Origin of the sequence: Polyangium sp. 15x6 (assembly GCF_029960785.1) — a bacterium.
In the GTDB taxonomy this organism is placed as follows: domain Bacteria; phylum Myxococcota_A; class Polyangia; order Polyangiales; family Polyangiaceae; genus Polyangium.
In genome coordinates this window covers 162,770-182,186 of the sequence record NZ_JASBQE010000008.1, presented here as the reverse complement: position 1 = coordinate 182,186, position 19,417 = coordinate 162,770, and the positions used below count along the sequence as shown (strand labels likewise).

Below are 19,417 nucleotides of genomic sequence, written 5' to 3'. Positions count from 1 at the left end.
CGTGGCGGGTCGGTCCTTCGTCGAACGTCTCGTCGCCGAACTGCCTGCGCTCTTCCGGATGGCAAGGAAGATGACCCGCTCGGAGACGGACGCCGAGGATCTCGTGCAATCGACCGTGGTGCGGGCGATGGAGAAGCGAGGTGATCTGCGGGACGAGGAGCGAATGCGGGCCTGGCTTTTTCAGGTGCAACGCACGGTGCTCTTGAATGGTGTTCGCGGGGCGGCGCGGCGCTTCGAGGTGATCCAGGGAGGCAAGGGCAGAGAGGCGCCGGAGCCGAGCGAGGATCTCGAGGAGGAGATCCTGCGCCGCTCGTTCGACGACCGGGTGACGCACGCCCTCGATGCGATGCCGCCCGAATGGAAGGAAGCGCTGCTCTTGCGCGAGGTGGAGGAGCTTTCGTACGAGGAAATCGCGTCGGTGCAAGGCTCTCCCGTGGGCACGGTGCGTTCGCGCCTCGCGCGGGCGCGGGCAGCGCTATTCGAGGGGCTATCCGAGGCGAATCCAGAGAGTGCGGTGCATCATGGCAAGATGTGACGAATTCGACAATGTCTCGGCATGGCACGACGGGGAGGTGAACCCCGTGGAAGCGGGGCGAATCGAGGCGCACCTGGCATCGTGTGCCGTTTGCCGCGGGACGGCTGATTTCCTCGCGCAGACGCGGCAATCGTTGCGACGCTCGGCCAGAGCCGACGTGCCCGCGCGCGCCGTGCACCAAACGAAATCGCTCGATGAGCCCGCGCGTCCTCGGCGTCGGCTCGCGCTCGTCGCGTTGCTCGCGGCGGCGTCGTTTGGTATGGGGGCGGCGCTCTTGCTTTCGCGTGGCGGCATCGCGCAGGCGATGGCGGACGAGCTCGTGAGCCACCACCTGCGAGGATTCGCCAGAGAAAAACCGTGCGAGCTCGATTCGTCCGATCCCGCGGTCATCGCTCGGTGGCTGGAGCAGAGGCTCGGGTATGCGGTGGAGGTGCCCTCCATGCCCGGGGCGAAACTGCTCGGGGCGCGCCTTTGCCAGCTCGAGGGCGATCGGACGGCAGCGCTCATGTACATGCAGGACGACAAACCGGTCACCGTATTCGTGCCGAGGCCGGGATCGAGCGCCGCGTTGGCGGCCGAATCGCTCTCGCGAGGCGAGGTTCGCTGCGCGCGTGCGCCGCTCCGCAATCGGATTTGCGCGAAGACCGCGCGGCAACCCATGCTGGCTGTCGCCGAGACGAGCGAAAAGACGCTCGCCGCGGCGCTCGAAGCTCCGTGAACGCGGCTTGTTTCCTGAAGGAAAGGTGAGGAGATGTTTCCGAGGTCATCGAACCGGGGTCGAGTCGCGGCGACTGCAATCGCATCGCTCGTCACGTTGACGGTCGCACTTGGAGTTTTCCTGGATCGGTCGGATGCAAATCGAGGTGCGGCTTCGGCTGTCCCTTGCGCAACGGGCTCCGCGACGACATGCGCCATGCCGAGCGGCTCTGGGCGGCGTGGCGGCGGTGGCCTCTCTACCGGCGGACAGCCGAGGCTCCTTGAATTCACGAGCGCTTCTTGCGCTGCTTGCGCGCGGATGGCGCCCATCGTGGACCAAGTCGAGCGGCGGTGCCTCGCCGAGGCAGACGGATCGCTCGTGCACGTGAGCATCGACGAGCCCGAGGGCGAGGCGCTCGCGGAGCGTTACGAAGTCCGGGCATTACCGACATTCGTCGGGATCGACGCGCAGGGCGCGGAGGTCTTGCGGATGGTCGGGGTCCAGACGCGGGAGAAGCTCGCTTCGGCGCTCGGCGAGGTCCGCGGACGCGCATGTCCGCCGATCTGAGGGCCAGAGGGCGAAGGAGACGCTGTCGGAAGAACAGGGGCGAGCGGCGACGAGCGCGTCATGAGAGCGGGTCTTGTTTCGCCGCGGTGTACGGGTATATGACGAGAAGGAACGCAATGCTCCGCTTCCGCGCCCTGATCGTCAGCACAGGCTTGCTGCTAGGGTCCTGCCACGCGCCCGATCGGCGCGCCGACGCGCACACCACCGATTCCGCGTCGACCGCTCGACAGGCCGCGCAGGCCGATTCCGCGCCTCCTACCCCTTCCGCGGGGGTCGCCGCGGGAGCGCCGCCCAAGGTCGAACGCGCCTGCAAGCGCGACGACGACTGCGCCGTGGCGCGGCTGGACGTGGCGGGCGCGCACGCGTGCTGCCTGGCTTGCGGGACGACGCCTGGCACGCGCCGCTGGCACGCGGATCTGCAGCGGTACTGCGCGGCCCACCCGCCTTCGACGTGCCCGCCGCTCGCGTGCCCGGAGGGGCCCACGCGCGCAGTCTGCCGCGACGGCCTCTGCGAGGCGACGGCGACGGGCCCCGACGGACAGCCCATGCGCGTACCGGTCGAGCAGCCATGCCTACCCGCAATGCTCTGCGATGCGTGGGCCGGCTGCGCCCTCGTGACCGGGAACGCGCAGGACGGGTGGTTCGTCGCCGACGGCGAGCAGGTCCCGCGCGGCGAGCTGGCGACGGTGAAAAACGTGTGCACCGTCGGTGAGCCCTGCGAGGCGGCGCGGATCCTGCCGCCCGGCATGAGCTGCCCGCCCTGGAGCGTGCCGCCGCGCATCGAAGCACCGCCCTACACGTGCGCCCTTGAAGGCGGGAGATGCCGCTCGCGCCCCTCGCCCGCTCACCCAGGCACCCACGCCCCATGAAACCCCGCCGGCACGCGTGCCAGTAGCTTGGCGTCCCCAAGACGATCCCGCGCGGATGTCGCAAGCTCCCAATTCGTCGTCTTCCGCCGCAACACGAGAGGCCTGTACCAAAGCCTCAGGCCCGAGGCCTCGCCCCCCGCCAGCGAGCCACGACTGCGCTCGACATCGCGGCTGCGCGTCGCGAACGCCTCCGTCACCTTCCTGACGAGCTCCGCGCCCCCCGAGCGGACTCCATGTTACCATCGCTCGTCGCCAGTTCCTCCCGTGTCCGTGGAGAAAGCCATGCTGTCGATGATGCGCCCTCTCTCGAGGTGTTTGGTGCTCGCGCTGCTGCTCGTGCTCCTCGCGTCCGAGGGATGCTCGAGCGAACCGGAGGCGGCGCCCGCGGCGTCGCCCAAGACCTGCCCTGCGGGAGAGCTGTTGCTCGAGGATGGTCAGTGTCAACCCGCGGGCCTGCCGCCAGACATGGTGTGCCCGCCGGGGGAATGGGAAATGGCGGGGGGTGGATGCGCGCCGGCGGGCCTGCCGCCGGACATGGCCTGCCCGCCGGGGGAGATGGAGAAGGCAGGGGGTGGGTGCCAGGCTGCGGGGATTCCGCAGGAGCTCTGCGCGACGGGGTTTTCGCCGGATGGCCATCAAGGCTGTGCGCCGATTCTGCCGATGGATCCTTGTCCCGATGGGATGATGGCCGTGCCGGGAGACATGGTTTGTCGCGAGGTCGCGCCGTGCGGCACGGGCGATTGGGGGAACATTCCTGTCGATGCAACGACCGAGTTCGTGAATGCGGCGTATCCGCTGAACGACAGCGACGGGTCGCAGGCGAAGCCGTGGAAGACGATCAAGGCTGGGCTGAACGCGGCGGCGACTGGCGCGATCGTCGCGATTGCGGCAGGTACGTATGCGGAAAATCTGACCATTGAAGGGAAACCGGTGAAGTTGTGGGGGAGGTGCCCGTCGATGGTGGAGATCGCGGGGACGAGCAATGGACTCACGGCCATTTTGGTTCGAGGGGCCGCCGCGAGTGCGAGCGAAGTGCGAGGGATTTCGATCACCGGTCCGAAGTACGGTATCGCCATCGGGTCGGTCGACGTCGTGCTGGACAGGGTTCGCGTCCACGATACAGGAGATCTCGGGATCGCAGCAGTCAACTCGGTCGCGAGCTCAGCGGTGATTGCGTTGACGAATTCGCTCGTCGAGCGCGCGACTTCGGCCGGCGTGGTTGCATTGGGAGCCACGGTCACGATCGAGCGATCGGTGGTGCGCGAGACGAAGAGCGATGCTGGTGGGGCGGCTGGAAGAGGCATCCTTGCTCAGCCGGACGATACGACGCGGTCCCACCTCACGGTGCGCGATTCGAGCGTCGAACGAAATCACGAGACGGGGATCTTCGTCCTAGCTTCCGACGTGCTCGTCGAGGCGACGGTGGTCACCGGGACGCTGCCCGACGGGAATGGGCAATCGGGGCGGGGTATCGAAATAGGCCGCACGACAGTAGGGCGCTCCCATGCGACCGTTCGCGGGTCGTTCCTGGAGAAGAACCATCAGTTCGGCATCTTCGTGGCGGCATCGGACGCGGTGATTGAATCGACGGTCGTGCGGGGGACCCCCCTCGATGGTAGCGGGCAATCAGGAGGCGGTATCTGGGCCCAGGGATCTGGACCCGATGTACGATCGGACGTGACGGTGCGCGCGTCGCTCATCGATGACAATCGTGAAGGGGGCATTCTTCTGATGGGTTCGGATGGGTTGATCGAGACGACGGTGGTCCGCGAGACGAAGCCCATCGACGTGGGTACGTATAGCGCAGGAATCAAATTGGTGTCCCAGCCCGACACGGGAGCTCGCTCGAATGTCATCGTTCGCGGATCACGGCTCGAGAAAAACCACATCCACGGCTTGCACGTGCTCGATTCGGACGCTTCCGTCGAGGCTACGGTGGTTCAAGGAACCCAGCTGGACGGAGACGGGAAACTCGGCTGGGGGATGATCGTGGCGACCTCTTCTCATGACATTCCTCGCGCGAAGGTCGCGGTGTCGGATTGTCTCATCGAAAATAATCACGAAATCGGTATGTACGTGGGTGCGTCCGATGTTACCGTCGAGGCAACGGTGATCCGGGCGACTCAGCCCGGAGCAAACGGGGTCAATGGAATTGGCCTCGTGGCCGAGACGCTTCTGGGGCCGGCCCAGAGAGCCAATGTGACGCTGACCCATTCGATCGTGGAAAAAAGCCACGGTTTTGGCGTGTTGGTCAAGGACTCGGACATGGAGATCGATGGGACCGCCGTTCGGGAAACCATGCCTGACGGAGCCGTAGAGTCCGGGCGAGGTATCGAGGTCGTATCTTGGGAGACAGGGGCGCCCGCAACCCTGACGGTACGGCAATCCAGTATTCATGACAACCACAGCATAGGTATCTCCGTCGTAGGCGCGGAGGCGCTGATCGAGGCTACGCTGGTTCGCAAAACGATGTCGGACGGGACGGAAGGACCGGGTCGGGGCATCAACATACAGAGTGTACCGTTCACGGCAGGAGCGGGCAATGCGGGCCAGCGCTCGAACGCCACCGTATACGCATGTACGATCGAGCAGAACTCCGATGTAGGCATTTACGTCGGCTCGTCGGATGTGCTCATCGAGGCGACAGTGGTGCGGGAGAACCAGTCCACCGCCGGTATCATGGTCGAGAACGCCCCCACGGGAGAGCATGCCAACGTCATCGTACGCGCAGCGCTCATCGAAAAAAACAAGAGGCTCGGCATCGGCATGTTGGGGGCGGATGTCCGGATCGAGGCGAGTGTGGTGCGGGATTCCCAGCTTCGGGAAGATGGTGACTTGGGACGAGGTATTCAGGTGCAACTGGACGAGGCGACTGGGGAGCGGGCAAACGCCGAGGTGTATGCTTGTCTCATCGAGGACAACCATGAATCCGGCATCTTCGTGGTGAACTCGGACGCAACCATTGAATCGACGCTCGTACGCGGCACGACGCCGAACCAGTACGAACAGGGCGGTGACGGGATCACGGCGGCTTCCGATCCGGCGTTCGTCTCGACATGGGGTGCCCTTCCGCCCTCCGTCGCCATCGCGGAAACCCGAGTGGAGAACAATACGCGTGCGGGCATCGCTAATTTCGGCAGCACGATCCAGGTCGTGTCCAGCCAGCTCGTCTGCCACAAATTCGACCTGAATGGAGAGAACGAAGCCGGCTACGATTGGTCCTTCGAGGGGAGCCACGACAATCTCTGCGGCTGTCCCGAACCGACCGGGCAATGCGGCGCCAAGAGCGCTGGGCTCGAGGCGCTGCCGCCCGCCATCGACACACCCTGACCACTCCCCCGGCGTGACCTATTGGTGACGGGGAGCGGATCCGGGCGTGGCGCGCGGCACGTCTCGCTCCGAGCTTGATACGTCGACCGCACCGCGGTCGACGCATCAAGCTTCCAGGACGGGTCCTTGTTCGGGTTTGGGGTGAAACCTCGGCGAGGCGCGGAGGAGCACCCTCCCTCGGGTCACATGCCCGTTCCCTGAAGCAGGGTCGTGGCCTTGCCCGAGAGCCCCGATACCGTCGCCGAAAGCGTCGCGGCCCGGAGCCCCGTGCCCGCGGGCTTGAAATGGACGTCCGCCGTGAACGTGCCGCCCGCCGGGACCGTGACCGGCAAGGGCGAAGACGGCGTCACCGTGAACTCGCCGATGTGCGCCCCGCTCAGCGAGAGCGCCGTGATCGTCTGCGAGCTATTCGACGGGTTCGTGTACGTCAACGTCTGCGGCGCGCTCTGCGTGTAGACCGCCTGGCTCGCGAAGCTCACCTGCTGCGCCGTCGTGAAGGCCGGCAGCGGCATCGACGCGAGCAGCGCATTGCGCACGAGCTTCGCGCCGTCGGTCGTCGAATCCCAGCCGTAGGTGGAGTTGCCCGCGGACGAATGGCCGAAGCCGTTGATCTCGATCAGATTGCGCCCGGTCGCGGGGCCGCTCGATACCACGCTTCGGACCAGGGCGGGCGTGCCGTCCGAGTACTGCGCGACGACGATCGGGTTGTTCTTGTTGAAGGCCGACGCCGGCATGTGGAGCGGGGACGAGACCTGGTAGCCGAACGTCGTGACGCCCGTGAGCAGCGGGCTGCCCGGCTCGAGAATCGTGCCGAGCGTGACCTTCGTCGTGAGGAACGAGGCCGCCGCGATGGGCGTCGAGAGCGTGTATTGCGTGGCGAAGCGACCCTTCAGGCCGAACGTGCCCGTTTCCTGCGCCTCGTAATCGAAGAGCACGACGCCGCCGCCCTGCTCGTAATAGTCGGCCAGGTTGTCGCCGATCGTGGCCGTGACCGAGAGGTACGTCATGACCGCGACCGCGTCGTAGGCCTTCATCTGCGCCAGCGTCGGGGTCGTGCTGTTGATGTTGACGAAGCCGACGGACGCGAACGCGCCCGTGGCCTGGAGCTTGGTCTGGAGGTCGTTCGTCGTGCCCGCATACAGGACGGCGACCGTCGGCGGGAACGTGCCCGTGTACGTGCCGCCCACCCTGCCATTGCCGAGCACGAGGTTCGTGCAGACGCTGGCCGCGCAGACCTGGTTCGAGCCGCACGCGGTGTTGCAGTCGCCGCAGGCGAGGCTGTTGTCGGACAGGTTCACGCAGCTCGCGCCGCACGTGCTCTGTCCGGGGAGGCAAGCGCAGGCGCCGGCCGCGCAGACCTGGCTCGACGAGCATGCGTTGCCGCAGGCGCCGCAGTTCGCCTTGTTGCTCGAGGTGTCGACGCACGTGCTGCCGCATTGCGTGGTGCCGCCGCCGCAGCTCACGCCGCAGGCGCCGTTCGAGCAGACCTCGCCGGCCGCGCAGGCATTGTCACACGCGCCGCAGTGGGCGGGGTCGTTCATCGTGTTCACGCAGGCGCTGCCGCATTGCGTGGTGCCGCCGGCGCAGGCGAATCCGCAGGCGCCGTTCGAGCAGACCTCGCCGGCCGCGCAGGCATTGCCGCAGGCGCCGCAGTTCGACGGGTCGTTCATCGGGTCGACACAGGCGCCGCCGCATTTCGTGGTGCCGCCGGCGCAGGTGAGGGCGCAGGCGCCCTGCGAGCAGACCTCGCCGATCGCGCAGACGGTGTTGCATGCGCCGCAGTTCGCCGGGTCGTTCGAGGTGTCGACGCAGGCATCGCCGCATTTCGTGGTGCCGCCGGCGCAGGCGAGCGCGCAGGCGCCCTGCGAGCAGACCTCGCCGATCGCGCAGACGGTGTTGCATGCGCCGCAGTTCGCCGGGTCGTTCGAGGTGTCGACGCAGGCATCGCCGCATTTCGTGGCGCCGCCGACGCAGGTGAGCGCGCAGGCGCCGCTCGTGCAGACCTGACCCGCCGGGCAGGTGTTGTCGCATGCGCCGCAGTTCGCCGGGTCGTTCGAGAGGTTGACGCAGGCGCTGCCGCATTGCGTGGTGCCGCCGGCGCAGGTGAGCGAGCAGGCGCCTTGCGAGCAGACCTCGCCGGACGCACACGTGCTTCCGCAGGCGCCGCAGTTCGCGGGGTCGAGGTTGGTATCGACGCACAGATCGCCGCACTTCGTGGTGCCGCCGGCGCAGGTGAGCGAGCAGGCGCCCTGCGAGCAGACCTCGCCGGGCGCACACGTGCTGCCGCAGGCGCCGCAGTTCGCGGGGTCGAGGTTGGTATCGACGCACAGATCGCCGCACTTCGTGGTGCCGCCGGCGCAGTTGAGGGCGCAGGCGCCCTGCGAGCAGACCTCGCCCACCGCGCACGCGCTGCCGCAGGCGCCGCAGTTCGTCGGGTCCGTGTCGAGGTCGACGCACGCCCCGCTACACGCGGCTTGCCCGGGGGCGCACGTGCCTCCTCCGCTCGACGACGACGACGACGCGGCGCCGCCTTCACCGCCGGTGCCGCCGGTGCCCCCCGCGCCGCCCGTGCCATCACCGCCTCCGGAGCAGCCGAGGGAAACGAGCGCCGTGACGAGCGCGGTGAGCGCGAGCCCTCCGTGCCGCGCGCCGAGGGTCGTCGTCATTGATTCCATTCCGTAAGATCGGGATCGCTTCATGGTTCATCCCCGTAAGATCGTGGTTGGGACGCAAAGCACTCCGCAGCCAACCTCCCATGGTACCATTGTTCGAGCCCCGGAAAGCAGGCGTGTGCGTGCGTGCCCCGCGTCACGATTGCGCGAGGGCCGCCGCAGGCTCGTCGACGCGCGTCGTCAGAGGGGGCGCTCGAGCGCCTTCAACGATATCGACTGCAAGAGGGCTTTCCCGATCGGCCTCTTGTCCTCCCAGAAGACGCGCGCCTCGAAGAAGGCCCGCGCTTCCTCGCTCTGCAAGGCCCGGAGCGCCGCCTCGGCCTCCTCGCGCGCCTCGAACGGGAGGAAGTAACACGTGTCGTCGAGCACCACCGGGCGCCCCTCGTGCGGCTCCACCAGCGAGAAGGAAAATTTCTTGTACAGCCCGCAAATCGCCACTTTGTAGGGCGCGAACGTGTACGGGCCGATGCCGAAGACCGAGAACGGAGGTTTGTCGCGGTAAATGGAGCTCTTGCGGACGTCGAGCTTGCCCTCGTGCCGGACGAGGTAGGCCCACGCGCGCGGCGCATCGGCTTGCAAGGTCCGCGTCTCCTCGCCGAGCGAGCGTTGTGGCACGAGCACGAAGCGCCTCCCCGGGCGCCGGCCATTCGCCACGTCCGAGCCCTTGAGCAGCGGGAAGACCACCGAATCCTCGATGTCGACCCGCTCGCCGAGGCCATTCACGAGCGCGCCGTCCCTCGCCTCGAGCTCCATCACCGGCGCGCAGTCGTGCTTGAGCCCCGAGCGCCACGCCGGCGTGCATTGGCCTTCGAGGCTCTGCGTGCGCTCGAATCGATCGATGTCGCTGTAGAGCCGGCCGCCGTGCACGCCCATCGTCCGCCGGGGGGCTTCGGCGTCGAGCGAATCGAAGACGGCCCAGCCGCGCGCAGGCGAAGATCCGGGCGGATCCGTCGCGAGCGTCATCACCACGGCCGCCGTCGACACGTCGAAGGCGCCACGCGCGTCGATCCGGTACGTCGCGCCCGAGAGCGAGAGGCCCTCGCCGATCACGTGCTCCATCACCCGCCGCGCCACGCTGCTTTTGCAGAGCACGACCATGCGGAAATCACGGGCCCGGAGCGCCCTGAGCAGGCGCAGGAGGATCCACTCCGAGACGTCGAAATTGCTCTTGCCGGTCTGGGCGTCGAGGCCCCGGAATCGCTTGAAATTCGATTTCTTCGGCAAATTCCGCGAGCCGAGCGCGCCGAGGTCCGCGCTCGTGACCCAGGGCGGATTGCCGAGCACGAGGACCGGATCCGGCATCGCCGCGAGCACGTCCTCCCACGCGACCTCGAAGCAATCGCCGAGGGCAATCTCGACCGGGCGGCCCGCGAGCGCGCGGCGCGCCGTCTCCACGTGCCCGGGGTCGATGTCGAACCCGCGAGCGGGGGTGTCCGGAAAAACCTCGGCGGCGGCCGTGAGGAAGGCGCCGCGGCCGCACGTGGGCTCGAGGATCGAGGCCGGGCGCGCGCCGAGCCGCGCGGCGAGGCGAGAGACTTGCCGCGCGAGATCGAGGGGCGTTTGCCAGTCCCCACGCTCGACGCGCGAGGCCCGCGAAAGCGCCGTCACCGCGAGGCGTCCGCGACCTGCGCGAGCATCTCCGCCTCGGCGCAGAGGTTGCCGTCGACGCGCGCCTCGCCCCGGAGCTTCCACACCGGGCCCCGTCGCTGGAGGGCGGTGGCGGAGAGGTCGAGCCGGTCACCCGGCACGACGGGCCGGCGGAAGCGCGCCTTGTCGATGCCCAGGAAAAGCACGACCTTGGGCTGCTCGGCCCGCGCAGGGTCGGACGCGTGCGCGAGCAGGCCGCCGATCTGCACCATCGATTCGACGATGAGGACGCCGGGCATGATCGGGTGCGAGGGGAAATGGCCCTGGAACCAGGGCTCGTTGTACGCGACGCACTTGTGCCCCGCGATGCGCTCGCCCGGGACGAGCTCCGTCACGCGATCGACCATCACCATCGGATACCGGTGCGGCAAGATCGTGAGGATCTCGCGCACCTCGATCGGGAGTTTTACGTTGGCCCCTTCGGTCACCCTGACCGTCCCTTCCGCTTGCGCCCCGGCTCTTCGAGAATACGCGCCGTCGCCCGCAGCCACCGCGCCTTTTCGACCGCTGGATACCCGCCGAAGACCGCGCCCGCGGGCACGTCGCCGATGACGCCCGCCTTCGCCGCGAGACGCGCCCCCGCGCCGACCTCGCAATGATCCGCGACGCCGACCTGCCCGCCCACGAGCACGCCCGCGCCGATGCGCGACGAGCCCGCGAAGCCCGCTTGCGCCGCGACGAGCGTGCCCTCGCCGATCGAGGCGTTGTGGCCGACGTGCACGTGCGCGTCGAGCTTGGCGCCGCGGCCGATCACGGTCGGCGCGAGCGTGCCCGCGTCGACGGTGCAGAGCGGGCCGATCTCGACGTCGTCCTCGACGACGACGCCGCCGAGCTGCGGCATCCGCACGACGCCGCCGGTGGGAGATGCGGCCCAGCCAAACCCGGGGCGCCCGAGGACCGACGAGGCGCCGACCGTGACACGCGCGCCGAGCGAGACGCCGCCGTAGACGACGACGTGCGGCTCGATGCGGCAGTGCGGGCCGATCTCGGCGCCGGCATACACGACGGCGAAGGGGCCGATGATCGCGGTGGGATCGACGATCGCGAGAGGATCGATCCGCGCGAGCGCGCGGGCATCCACGGGCTCGGGCCGAGGAACCTGTTCGAGCACGCAGGCGAGCGCGTACGCGGCGCGCGGGTGGATCCAGCGTTTGCCCGCGGGCACGAGCGAGGCGAGCGGACCGTCGACGAGCAAGAAGGTCGCGCTCGCGCGCGCGGCTTCGAGGTAGCGGCGCGAGAGCAGCGGCGCGAGCGTCGTCGCGCCTTCGGAGGTCTCCACATCGACCGGGGCGACGCGGGACACGACGGCGTCCTCGAGACCCGGATCGAGCATGCCGCCGTGCTTCGCCGCGAGCTCGCGGAGAGGCACGGGCGCGGGGAGCACGGCGCCGCCGCTACTTCTTTTCGTCGCCGCCTCCCGACGGCTTGTCGCCGCCGCCCTCGGCCGGGGCGTCGCCGCCGCCGTCGCCGCCGGAGTTGTACATCTGCACGACCTGCTCGGTGAGGTCGAGATCCGGCCGCGCGTAAGGCGTCGCGGAGCGGTCGAGGATGAGCTCGTAGCCGCTCTTCTTCGCGAGGCGGGTGATGATGCCCATCATCTTGCGAAGGATCGGGCCCGTCAGGTCGCCCTGCTTCTTCTGGAGCTCCTTGTTGTAGTCGACGAAGCTCGTCTGGAGCTCGACCATGCGGCGCTGCCAGTCCTCCATGCGGCGGGCGAGGGCCTCGCGCGAGAGCACGCGGGCCTGGCGCTCGATGTCCTCGCGCGCGCGCTGGAGCTCCTCTTGCTTCGCGTCGAGCTCCTTCTGGCGCTTGTCGAAGAGCTTTTTCAACGTGCCCTGCGCGCGGATGCCGTCCTCGGTCTGCATGACGGCCTGCTGGACGTCGACGACCGCGATCTTGCTGTCGGCCGAGGCCTCGGCCGGGGCGAGCGAGACGAGCGCGGAGAGCACGGAGGCGGCGAGTGCCGCGTGGAGGCGGGGAAGGCGACGCGGTAGCATGAAGAGGATGAAGCTCGCTTACCTGCGCACGGAGATGCGGTCAAGCACGCCGCACGCCGTGAGGGCAGGAAGCGGAGCCGCGTCTCCGCGTGGCGTGACGGAGAAAAGCGGGAAGGGTGCGCGGCATCGCCCTTGCGTCGTGTTTGTCACCGCGGTTATGTCGGAGAACCATACGAGGACCTCATGGGATTGTTCGACTCTCGCAGGCGCCGAGGGCGCAGCATCGCGCTGCTGTTCGGGCTCGCTGCGACCACGCTCTCCGCGGCCGCGACCGCGCAAACCTTCCCCGCCGTCGCGACGTGGGCGCCGCTCACGCGCTTCGACGCCGGCTCGGGCACACACCTGCCGATCGGCGATGTCTCCGGTGACGCGACGGGCGCGCGCGACATCGTGGGGAACGCGGCGAATCCCGTGGCGTACGTGCACGCGGACTGGACGCACTTCTACTTCCGCCTGCGCGTCAACGCGACGGCCCTCGTCACGGCGACGAACTTCGACAACGGCTCGAGCTTCGGGTGCGTGATCGACGCGGACGCCGACGCGTCGGATTTCGAGTTCAGCGCGCTCGTCGACGGCATCTCGGCGCCGGACGCCGTGCGCTTCTGGGTGAACACGACCCAGCAAACCGCGGGCTCGCCGGCCGATACGCCCGAGGTGATGGTGAAGGCCTACCTCGGCCCGCTGCAGCTCGGGCAGCCGGGCTTCGGATACGCGCGGCAGGTCGCGGCGGGCTCGGTGTTCCCGATCGCCGCGCCGGACGCCGATTTCTTCGTCGACTGGGCGGTCGAAAAATCCCTCCTCCAGGCCGCGGGGGTCGGGGACGCGACGCCGCTCCGTTTTGCGTGCGGCACCGGCGTCAGCACCTCGACGCTGTCGACCGATTTCACGAGCACCCTGGACCTCGCGCTCGTCTTGAGTGATCCGTATCTCTGCGGCGGATCGGGCTGCATTCCGCAGACTTGCGCCGATTACGGGCAGCCCTGCTCCGCCGGGACGGGCGCGTGCGCGCAGTCGGGCACGCGCTTCTGCAACGCGGCGGGCCAGTCCGTGTGCGACGCGTTCCCGGGCGAACCCTCGCAGGAGACGTGCAACGCGGTCGACGACAACTGCGACGGCGTGGTCGACGATGGAAACCCCGGGGGCGGCGGCGCGTGCGTGACGGGTCTCGCCGGCGTGTGCAGCGCGGGCACGGAGAACTGTCTCTCCGGCGTGATCCAGTGCACGCCGAACGTGACGCCCGGAGCGAACGCGGAGGCGTGCAACACGCTCGACGACGATTGCGACGGTCAGACGGACGAAGGGTTTTCCCTCGGCACGAACTGCACCGAGGGGCTCGGCGTCTGCGCGGCTTCGGGCGAGATCGTCTGCGACGGGCAAGGCGGCGCGACCTGCAGCGCGACGCCGGGCACGCCGCAAACCGAGACGTGCAACGGGCTCGACGACGATTGCAATGGCTTCGCCGACGACGGCGATCCGGGCGGCGGAGAGGCCTGCGTGACCGGCCTCGCCGGCGCCTGCAGCGTGGGGATCACGGCCTGTTCGTCGGGCAGCGTGGCGTGCGTGCCGGCGGTTCTTCCGGGCGAGCTCCCCGAGGCGTGCAACTTCGCGGACGACGATTGTGATGGCCTCGAGGACGAGGATCTCGGCCTCGGCGCGGCGTGCGTCGAGGGCGTCGGCGCGTGCGCGGTCGTGGGCTCGATGGTGTGTACCCCCGAGGGCGGTACGGCCTGCAACGCCGTCGCGGGGATGCCGAGCACCGAGGTCTGCGGCGACGCCGTCGACCAGGATTGCGACGGCGCGCTCGACAACGGCTGCCCGGACACCGACGGCGACGGGCTCATCGACGCGATCGAGGAGCAGATCGGGACCGACCCCGCGGACGCCGACAGCGACGACGACGGCGTGGCCGACGGCGAGGAGACGGACGTCGCGATCGATACGGACGGCGACGGGCTCGTCAACGGGCTCGACGCCGACAGCGACGACGACGGGCTCTACGACGGCACGGAGACCGGCAGAGATTGCAGCGGGCCCGGCACGGACGTGGCGGCCGGTCATTGCAGGCCCGACGGGGACGCGGGCCTCACGAAGACGAACCCGCTCGATCCGGATTCGGACGGCGGCGGCGTGATCGACGGGTCGGAGGACGCGGATCTCGACGGCGTGGTCGACGCGGGCGAGACCGACCCCACGGCGGGCAGCGGCGCGGACGACGCGCAGACGAAGGACGCGGACGGCGACGGGCTGAGCGACGGGCTGGAGGAGACGATCGGCACGGATCCGAACGACGCCGACAGCGACGATGACGGCCTGCTCGACGGCGATGAGGCGAACCCGTCCGACGACACCGACGGCGACGGGCTCGTGAACACGCTCGATCCGGACAGCGACGACGACGCGCTCTTCGACGGCACGGAGACCGGGAAGAACTGCACGCACCCCGCGACGGACCCGGCCGCGCAGAACTGCCGGCCCGACGCGGACGGCGGCGCTCTCCAGACATCGCCGGTCGATCGGGACACCGACGGCGGCGGCGTGAGGGACGGGGCCGAGGATCGCAATCTCAACGGTCGGATCGACATCAACGAGACGGATCCGACCGAGGGCAACGCGCCCGACGATCAGCAGCTGTCGAACCTGGATAACGACGGCGACGGGCTGACGAACCAGCTCGAGTTCTTCCTCGGCTCGAACCCGAACGACGCGGACACGGACGACGACGGCGTGCTCGATGGCGACGAGGCGAACCCGTCCGACGACACCGACGGCGACGGCAAGATCAACGTCCGCGATTCGGACAGCGACGGCGACGGGCTCTTCGACGGGACGGAGGTCGGCAACGATTGCTCGCATCCGTCGACGAACCCCGCGGCGAACGCCTGCCGAGCCGACGCCGACATGGGCGCGACGCACACGTCGATGGTCGATCCGGACTCGGACGACGGCGGCGTGTCCGACGGGGCCGAGGACAAGAACAAGGACGGTGCGATCGATCCGGGCGAGACGAACCCGACGAAGGGCAACGGCGAAGACGATCCGCTCGACAGCGACGGCGACGGGCTGCTCGACAAGCTGGAGACGATGCTCGGGACCGATCCGTTCGACTGGGACTCGGACGACGACGGTGTCTCCGACGCGGAGGAGCCGGACCTCGGCGAGGACACGGACGGCGACGGGTTCATCAACGCGCTCGACCCCGACAGCGACAACGACGGGCTGCCGGACGGGCTCGAGATGGGCAAGGGCTGCACGGATCCGGACACGGATCCGTCCGCGGGTCACTGCATCCCCGACGGCGATAACGGCGCGACGAAGACCGATCCGCTCGACTGGGACACGGACGACGGCGGCGCGAGCGACGGGGCCGAAGACAAGGACAAGGACGGCGTCATCGACCCCGGCGAGACGGACCCGACCGCGGGCCACGGCGCCGACGATCCGCCGGACACGGACGGCGACGGGATCTTCGACGACGACGAGGAGGTGATCGGGACCGATCCGAACGACGCGGACACGGACGACGACGGCGTGCGCGACGGCGACGAGCCGAGCTTCGGCGTGGACACGGACGGCGACGGGCTCATCAACGCGCTCGATCCGGACAGCGACAACGACGGGCTCTTCGATGGGACCGAGCTCGGCCTCGATTGCACGGATCCGGCGACGGACATCACGGCGGGCCATTGCGTGGGCGACGCGGACGGCGGGCTCACGACGACCGATCCGCTCGACTGGGATACCGACGACGGGTCGGTGAGCGACGGGTCGGAGGACTGGAACCTCGACGGCAAGATCGACCCGGGCGAGACGAACCCGACGGCCGGGAACGGCGTCGACGACCTGACCGTGACGGACACGGACGGCGATGGGCTGAGCGACGAGGTCGAGGAGACGATCGGGACCGATCCGAACGACGCCGACACCGACGACGACGGCGTGATCGACGGGCAGGAGCCGAACCCGACCGATGACACCGACGGCGACGGCACGATCAACGCGCTCGATCCGGACAGCGACGACGACGGGCTCTTCGACGGCACCGAGATGGGTCAGAACTGCAGCTCGCCGGCCACGGACCCGGCCGCGGGCAACTGCGTCGCGGACGCGGACATGGGCGCGACGACGACCTCGCCGCTCGATCCGGACACGGACGACGGCGGCGTGTCCGACGGCGACGAGGACACGAACGGCAACGGCGTGGTCGATCCGGGCGAGATCGATCCGAACGACGGGAGCGACGACGCGACGAAGCTCGACTCGGACGGCGACGGGCTGACGGACGCCGAGGAGGCGCAGATCGGCACGGATCCGTTCGACGCCGACAGCGACGACGACGGCGCGCCGGACGGCGCGGAGCCGAGCGTCGGGGTCGACACGGACGGCGACGGGCTCATCAATGGGCTCGATCCGGACAGCGACGACGACGGGCTCTTCGACGGGACCGAGCTCGGCTTCGATTGCTCGGGGCCAGGGACGAACCCGATGGCCGGCAATTGCATCCCCGACGGCGACAAGGGCGGGACGAAGACCGATCCGCTCGACGCCGACACGGACGACGGCGGCGTGCGCGACGGGCTCGAGGACAAGGACAAGGACGGCGTGGTGGACGCGGGCGAGACGAACCCGCTCGATCCGGCCGACGACGTCGAGGGGCCCTGCGAGACGGACGAGGATTGCGGCGGCCCGAACAGCGGTCAGATCTGCGTGGAAGGCTCGTGCACGGAGGGCTGCCGCGGCGAAGGCGGCAACGGTTGCCCGACGGGCGAGGAGTGCACCTCGACGAACACCGCGCCGGGGCTCTGCGTGTCCCCGGAGGAAGCGATTCGCCTGGCCGGCGGCGGTTGCGCCTGCGCCACGGGGCAAACCGAAGGCGCGCCGGGCGGCGTGGCCCTCGCGATCGCGGCGCTCGGCGCGCTCGTCCTGCGCCGCAAGCGGCGCGCGTAATCAACCCACGTCCCTACACACCATCTACGCCCGCGTGGGCACCTCCTCCGCCGGCCCTGGCGGACCGGGGCGTGCCTTGCGCAGCACCTGATCCGGCTCGAGCGCGCGCGCCGTGAGGCCCGCGAGCGCGGCGCCGAGCAGCGGCGCGACCCAGAACATCCAGAGCTGCGCGAGCGCCCAGCCACCCACGAAGAGCGCAGGCCCCGTGGAGCGCGCGGGATTGACCGAGGTGTTGGTGATCGGGAGGGCGACGAGGTGAACCAGCGTCAGGCAGAAGCCGATCGCGAGCCCGCCGAACGTGTTCATCGCGCGCTTCGAGGTGGCGCCGAGGATCACCACGACGAAGAAGAAGGTCATCACGACCTCGACGAAAAACGCGGCCGCCGCGGAGTAGCCGTCCGGCGAGTGCGCGCCGTAGCCGTTCGCGCCGAGGCCACTCACGGTGGGGTCGTAACCGCCGGGCATGCCTCGCGCGATGATCAGCAAGAGGCCCGCGCCGACGAAGCCGCCGACGAGCTGGGCCATGACGTACGGCAGCACATCCACGCGTGGAAAGCGCCCGGCCGCTGCGAGGCCGACGGTGACGGCCGGGTTGAGGTGCGCGCCCGAGATGTGGCCGAACGTGTAGGCCATGGTGAGCACCGTGAGGCCGAACGCGAACGCGACGCCGTGGTTTCCGATCTTCTCTCCCGCGATGACGGCGCTGCCGACGCCGCCGAGCACGAGCCAGCACGTACCGACGGCCTCTGCGATGGCCTTTCGTCCGATGGACATGAGACGTCCCCCCTTTCCCCACAGGTGAACGTGGGGTGGGACGCGCGCGCGTCCAGGCGCCGCGCTGCTTCTCGGCGATCAGCCGGGCGCGAGCTCGAGAAGCGAGTGGTAGATTCCCAGCCGCTCGTGCGTCGCCTGGAGGACGAGCCCTTCCTCGCGGGCGAGCGCGAGGATGTCCTCGGTGCGGTACATGCGGCTGTTGCCGTTCGCGATCGCCGTGAAATACGGCGACGTGTTGATCAGGCAATACGCCGCCGCGTCGAAGCGCTGCCGATCCCAGAATGTATCGAGGATCCAGAGCCGGCCGCCGGGCCGTACCGCGCGGCCGGCGCGGCGCAGGATCGTCCGCACCTCGTCCTCCGAGAAACACACGAGGAACTGGCTCATCCAGACCGCGTCGAAGCCCGAGGGCAGCTCGGCGTGTGGATCGAGCACGTCCACGGGGCAGGGCACGGCGCGGCCGTCGAGTCCTTTTTCGCGCAGGTTCTGCATTGCCATTTCGAGCTGGCCGGGGAGATCGACGAGGGAGGCGCGGAGCTCGGGTGATCGGGAGAGGCAAAGCGAGGTCCATTTGCCGGTATTGCAGCCGATGTCGAGCAGGTTCCGCGGCTCGCGCTCGAGCACGATCCGGCTCGCCGCGGGGAACGCGGCGTCCGAATAGAAATGGTCGAAGCGCAGCCACGCGCGCTTCGCGTCCTCGGGCAGGTGAGCGAGCGCCTCGTAGACCGTCTTCCATTCGCCGAAGACCCGGAGCCCCGCGGGCTCGCCGAGCCGGAGCGCGTCTTCCAGCTTGTGCATGCCGAGGTAACAGACCTCGTGGACGAACTCCATGTTCACGGCCGTCATCTCGTCGCGGCGGATGAAGGCGCCGAGCGTGGTGATGACGAATCGACCGTTGTCGTACGCCACGAGATCCGCCGAGAGCCCGCATTCGAGCAGGACCGTCGCGGCGTAGATGGAAAGCCCCGTCTTCGCGGCCGCCTCGGCGGCCGTCATCCCCTCGGCGCCACAGTCCTCGACGGCCTCGAGCAAACCTGTCGATCGCAGGAGGCGCGTGGCCTGAAATACGATCGGCGCGAAAGCGATCCGTTGGGCGTCAAAGCGTGTTTCGAGGCCAGTCTTGTCGGTACCGAAGCGTTTGTGTAGCACCTTCACCTCCGCGGGGGAGTCGCATCATGCCCGGGACGGAGAAAAAGTCCCACGATAACTTTACGCTGATGCGCGCGTCGTGGGGTCGTGGGTGAGGACTCTCGCCCTCAATTGCGGGGTCCTGTCCTCATTTCGAGGCTGGTAAGCGGGCAGTGCAGGCGCAAGATGCCAACACATTCAGGATCTCGTCCAGTACGTTTTGTGTGATATGTGTCCGTGACGATAGCCATGAACCC

13 protein-coding genes are annotated in these 19,417 nt (G+C 68.9%); 6 read left to right on the top strand and 7 right to left on the bottom strand.

From position 1 onward, the window contains the following. Position 1: 1 nt before the first annotated feature. From QHF83_RS09055 to QHF83_RS09035, 5 genes are all read left to right on the top strand, one after another. Positions 2-535, top strand: coding sequence for an RNA polymerase sigma factor (locus QHF83_RS09055; protein WP_282417366.1), 534 nt, complete (start codon positions 2-4; stop codon positions 533-535). Next, positions 522-1,253: a zf-HC2 domain-containing protein gene (locus QHF83_RS09050; protein ID WP_282417365.1), complete on the top strand. Its 732-nt coding sequence runs from the start codon at positions 522-524 to the stop codon at positions 1,251-1,253. Before QHF83_RS09055 ends, QHF83_RS09050 begins: the two co-directional genes overlap by 14 nt. A 33-nt stretch (positions 1,254-1,286) precedes the next feature. Continuing rightward, positions 1,287-1,799 carry a thioredoxin family protein gene (locus QHF83_RS09045; RefSeq protein WP_348980435.1) on the top strand — a complete coding sequence of 171 codons (513 nt, stop codon included), beginning with the start codon at positions 1,287-1,289 and terminating at the stop codon, positions 1,797-1,799. Positions 1,800-1,915: 116 nt separating this feature from the next. After that, positions 1,916-2,668, top strand: a complete 753-nt coding sequence (locus tag QHF83_RS09040) for a hypothetical protein (protein WP_282417363.1) — start codon at positions 1,916-1,918, stop codon at positions 2,666-2,668. Between the two features lie 282 nt (positions 2,669-2,950). Further along, complete coding sequence (locus tag QHF83_RS09035; protein WP_282417362.1) at positions 2,951-5,998, top strand: right-handed parallel beta-helix repeat-containing protein; 3,048 nt, start codon at positions 2,951-2,953, stop codon at positions 5,996-5,998. Between the two features lie 182 nt (positions 5,999-6,180). Here QHF83_RS09035 and QHF83_RS09030 read toward each other — a convergent pair whose 3' ends face one another. The 5 genes from QHF83_RS09030 to QHF83_RS09010 form a co-directional block, all read right to left on the bottom strand. Beyond that, positions 6,181-8,664 carry an MXAN_6577-like cysteine-rich protein gene (locus QHF83_RS09030; RefSeq protein WP_282417361.1) on the bottom strand — a complete coding sequence of 828 codons (2,484 nt, stop codon included), beginning with the start codon at positions 8,662-8,664 and terminating at the stop codon, positions 6,181-6,183. Positions 8,665-8,850: 186 nt separating this feature from the next. Continuing rightward, on the bottom strand, positions 8,851-10,278 hold the full coding sequence (locus tag QHF83_RS09025) for a class I SAM-dependent methyltransferase (protein ID WP_282417360.1): 1,428 nt from the start codon (positions 10,276-10,278) through the stop codon (positions 8,851-8,853). Continuing rightward, positions 10,275-10,715 (bottom strand): 3-hydroxyacyl-ACP dehydratase FabZ, encoded by a 441-nt coding sequence (fabZ, locus tag QHF83_RS09020; protein WP_348980436.1) that lies wholly within the window; start codon positions 10,713-10,715, stop codon positions 10,275-10,277. Before fabZ ends, QHF83_RS09025 begins: the two co-directional genes overlap by 4 nt. A gap of 26 nt (positions 10,716-10,741) precedes the next feature. Beyond that, positions 10,742-11,701 (bottom strand): UDP-3-O-(3-hydroxymyristoyl)glucosamine N-acyltransferase, encoded by a 960-nt coding sequence (locus QHF83_RS09015; RefSeq protein ID WP_282417358.1) that lies wholly within the window; start codon positions 11,699-11,701, stop codon positions 10,742-10,744. A gap of 10 nt (positions 11,702-11,711) precedes the next feature. Then, positions 11,712-12,314: an OmpH family outer membrane protein gene (locus QHF83_RS09010; protein ID WP_272428930.1), complete on the bottom strand. Its 603-nt coding sequence runs from the start codon at positions 12,312-12,314 to the stop codon at positions 11,712-11,714. 183 nt (positions 12,315-12,497) lie between these two features. On the opposite strand from QHF83_RS09010, the gene QHF83_RS09005 reads away from it, so the two are divergent. Continuing rightward, the gene (locus tag QHF83_RS09005) at positions 12,498-17,258 is read left to right on the top strand and encodes a MopE-related protein (protein ID WP_282417357.1); all 4,761 of its coding nucleotides are present in this window, start codon (positions 12,498-12,500) and stop codon (positions 17,256-17,258) included. Positions 17,259-17,282: 24 nt separating this feature from the next. Here the strand turns inward: QHF83_RS09005 and aqpZ are convergent, their stop codons facing one another. Both aqpZ and QHF83_RS08995 read right to left on the bottom strand, forming a co-directional pair. Next, positions 17,283-18,032, bottom strand: a complete 750-nt coding sequence (gene aqpZ, locus QHF83_RS09000) for an aquaporin Z (protein ID WP_282417356.1) — start codon at positions 18,030-18,032, stop codon at positions 17,283-17,285. 78 nt (positions 18,033-18,110) lie between these two features. Then, the gene (locus QHF83_RS08995; RefSeq protein ID WP_282417355.1) at positions 18,111-19,181 is read right to left on the bottom strand and encodes a class I SAM-dependent methyltransferase; all 1,071 of its coding nucleotides are present in this window, start codon (positions 19,179-19,181) and stop codon (positions 18,111-18,113) included. Between the last annotated feature and the right edge of the window lie 236 nt (positions 19,182-19,417).

Coding starts and splice junctions, on each gene's coding strand:
- QHF83_RS09010 (WP_272428930.1), bottom strand. CDS start 12,314: ATGCTACCGCGTCGCCTTCCCCGCCTCCACGCGGCACTCGCCGCCTCC.
- QHF83_RS09030 (WP_282417361.1), bottom strand. CDS start 8,664: ATGACGACGACCCTCGGCGCGCGGCACGGAGGGCTCGCGCTCACCGCG.
- QHF83_RS09050 (WP_282417365.1), top strand. CDS start 522: ATGGCAAGATGTGACGAATTCGACAATGTCTCGGCATGGCACGACGGG.
- aqpZ (WP_282417356.1), bottom strand. CDS start 18,032: ATGTCCATCGGACGAAAGGCCATCGCAGAGGCCGTCGGTACGTGCTGG.
- QHF83_RS09005 (WP_282417357.1), top strand. CDS start 12,498: ATGGGATTGTTCGACTCTCGCAGGCGCCGAGGGCGCAGCATCGCGCTG.
- QHF83_RS09045 (WP_348980435.1), top strand. CDS start 1,287: ATGTTTCCGAGGTCATCGAACCGGGGTCGAGTCGCGGCGACTGCAATC.
- QHF83_RS09040 (WP_282417363.1), top strand. CDS start 1,916: ATGCTCCGCTTCCGCGCCCTGATCGTCAGCACAGGCTTGCTGCTAGGG.
- QHF83_RS09035 (WP_282417362.1), top strand. CDS start 2,951: ATGCTGTCGATGATGCGCCCTCTCTCGAGGTGTTTGGTGCTCGCGCTG.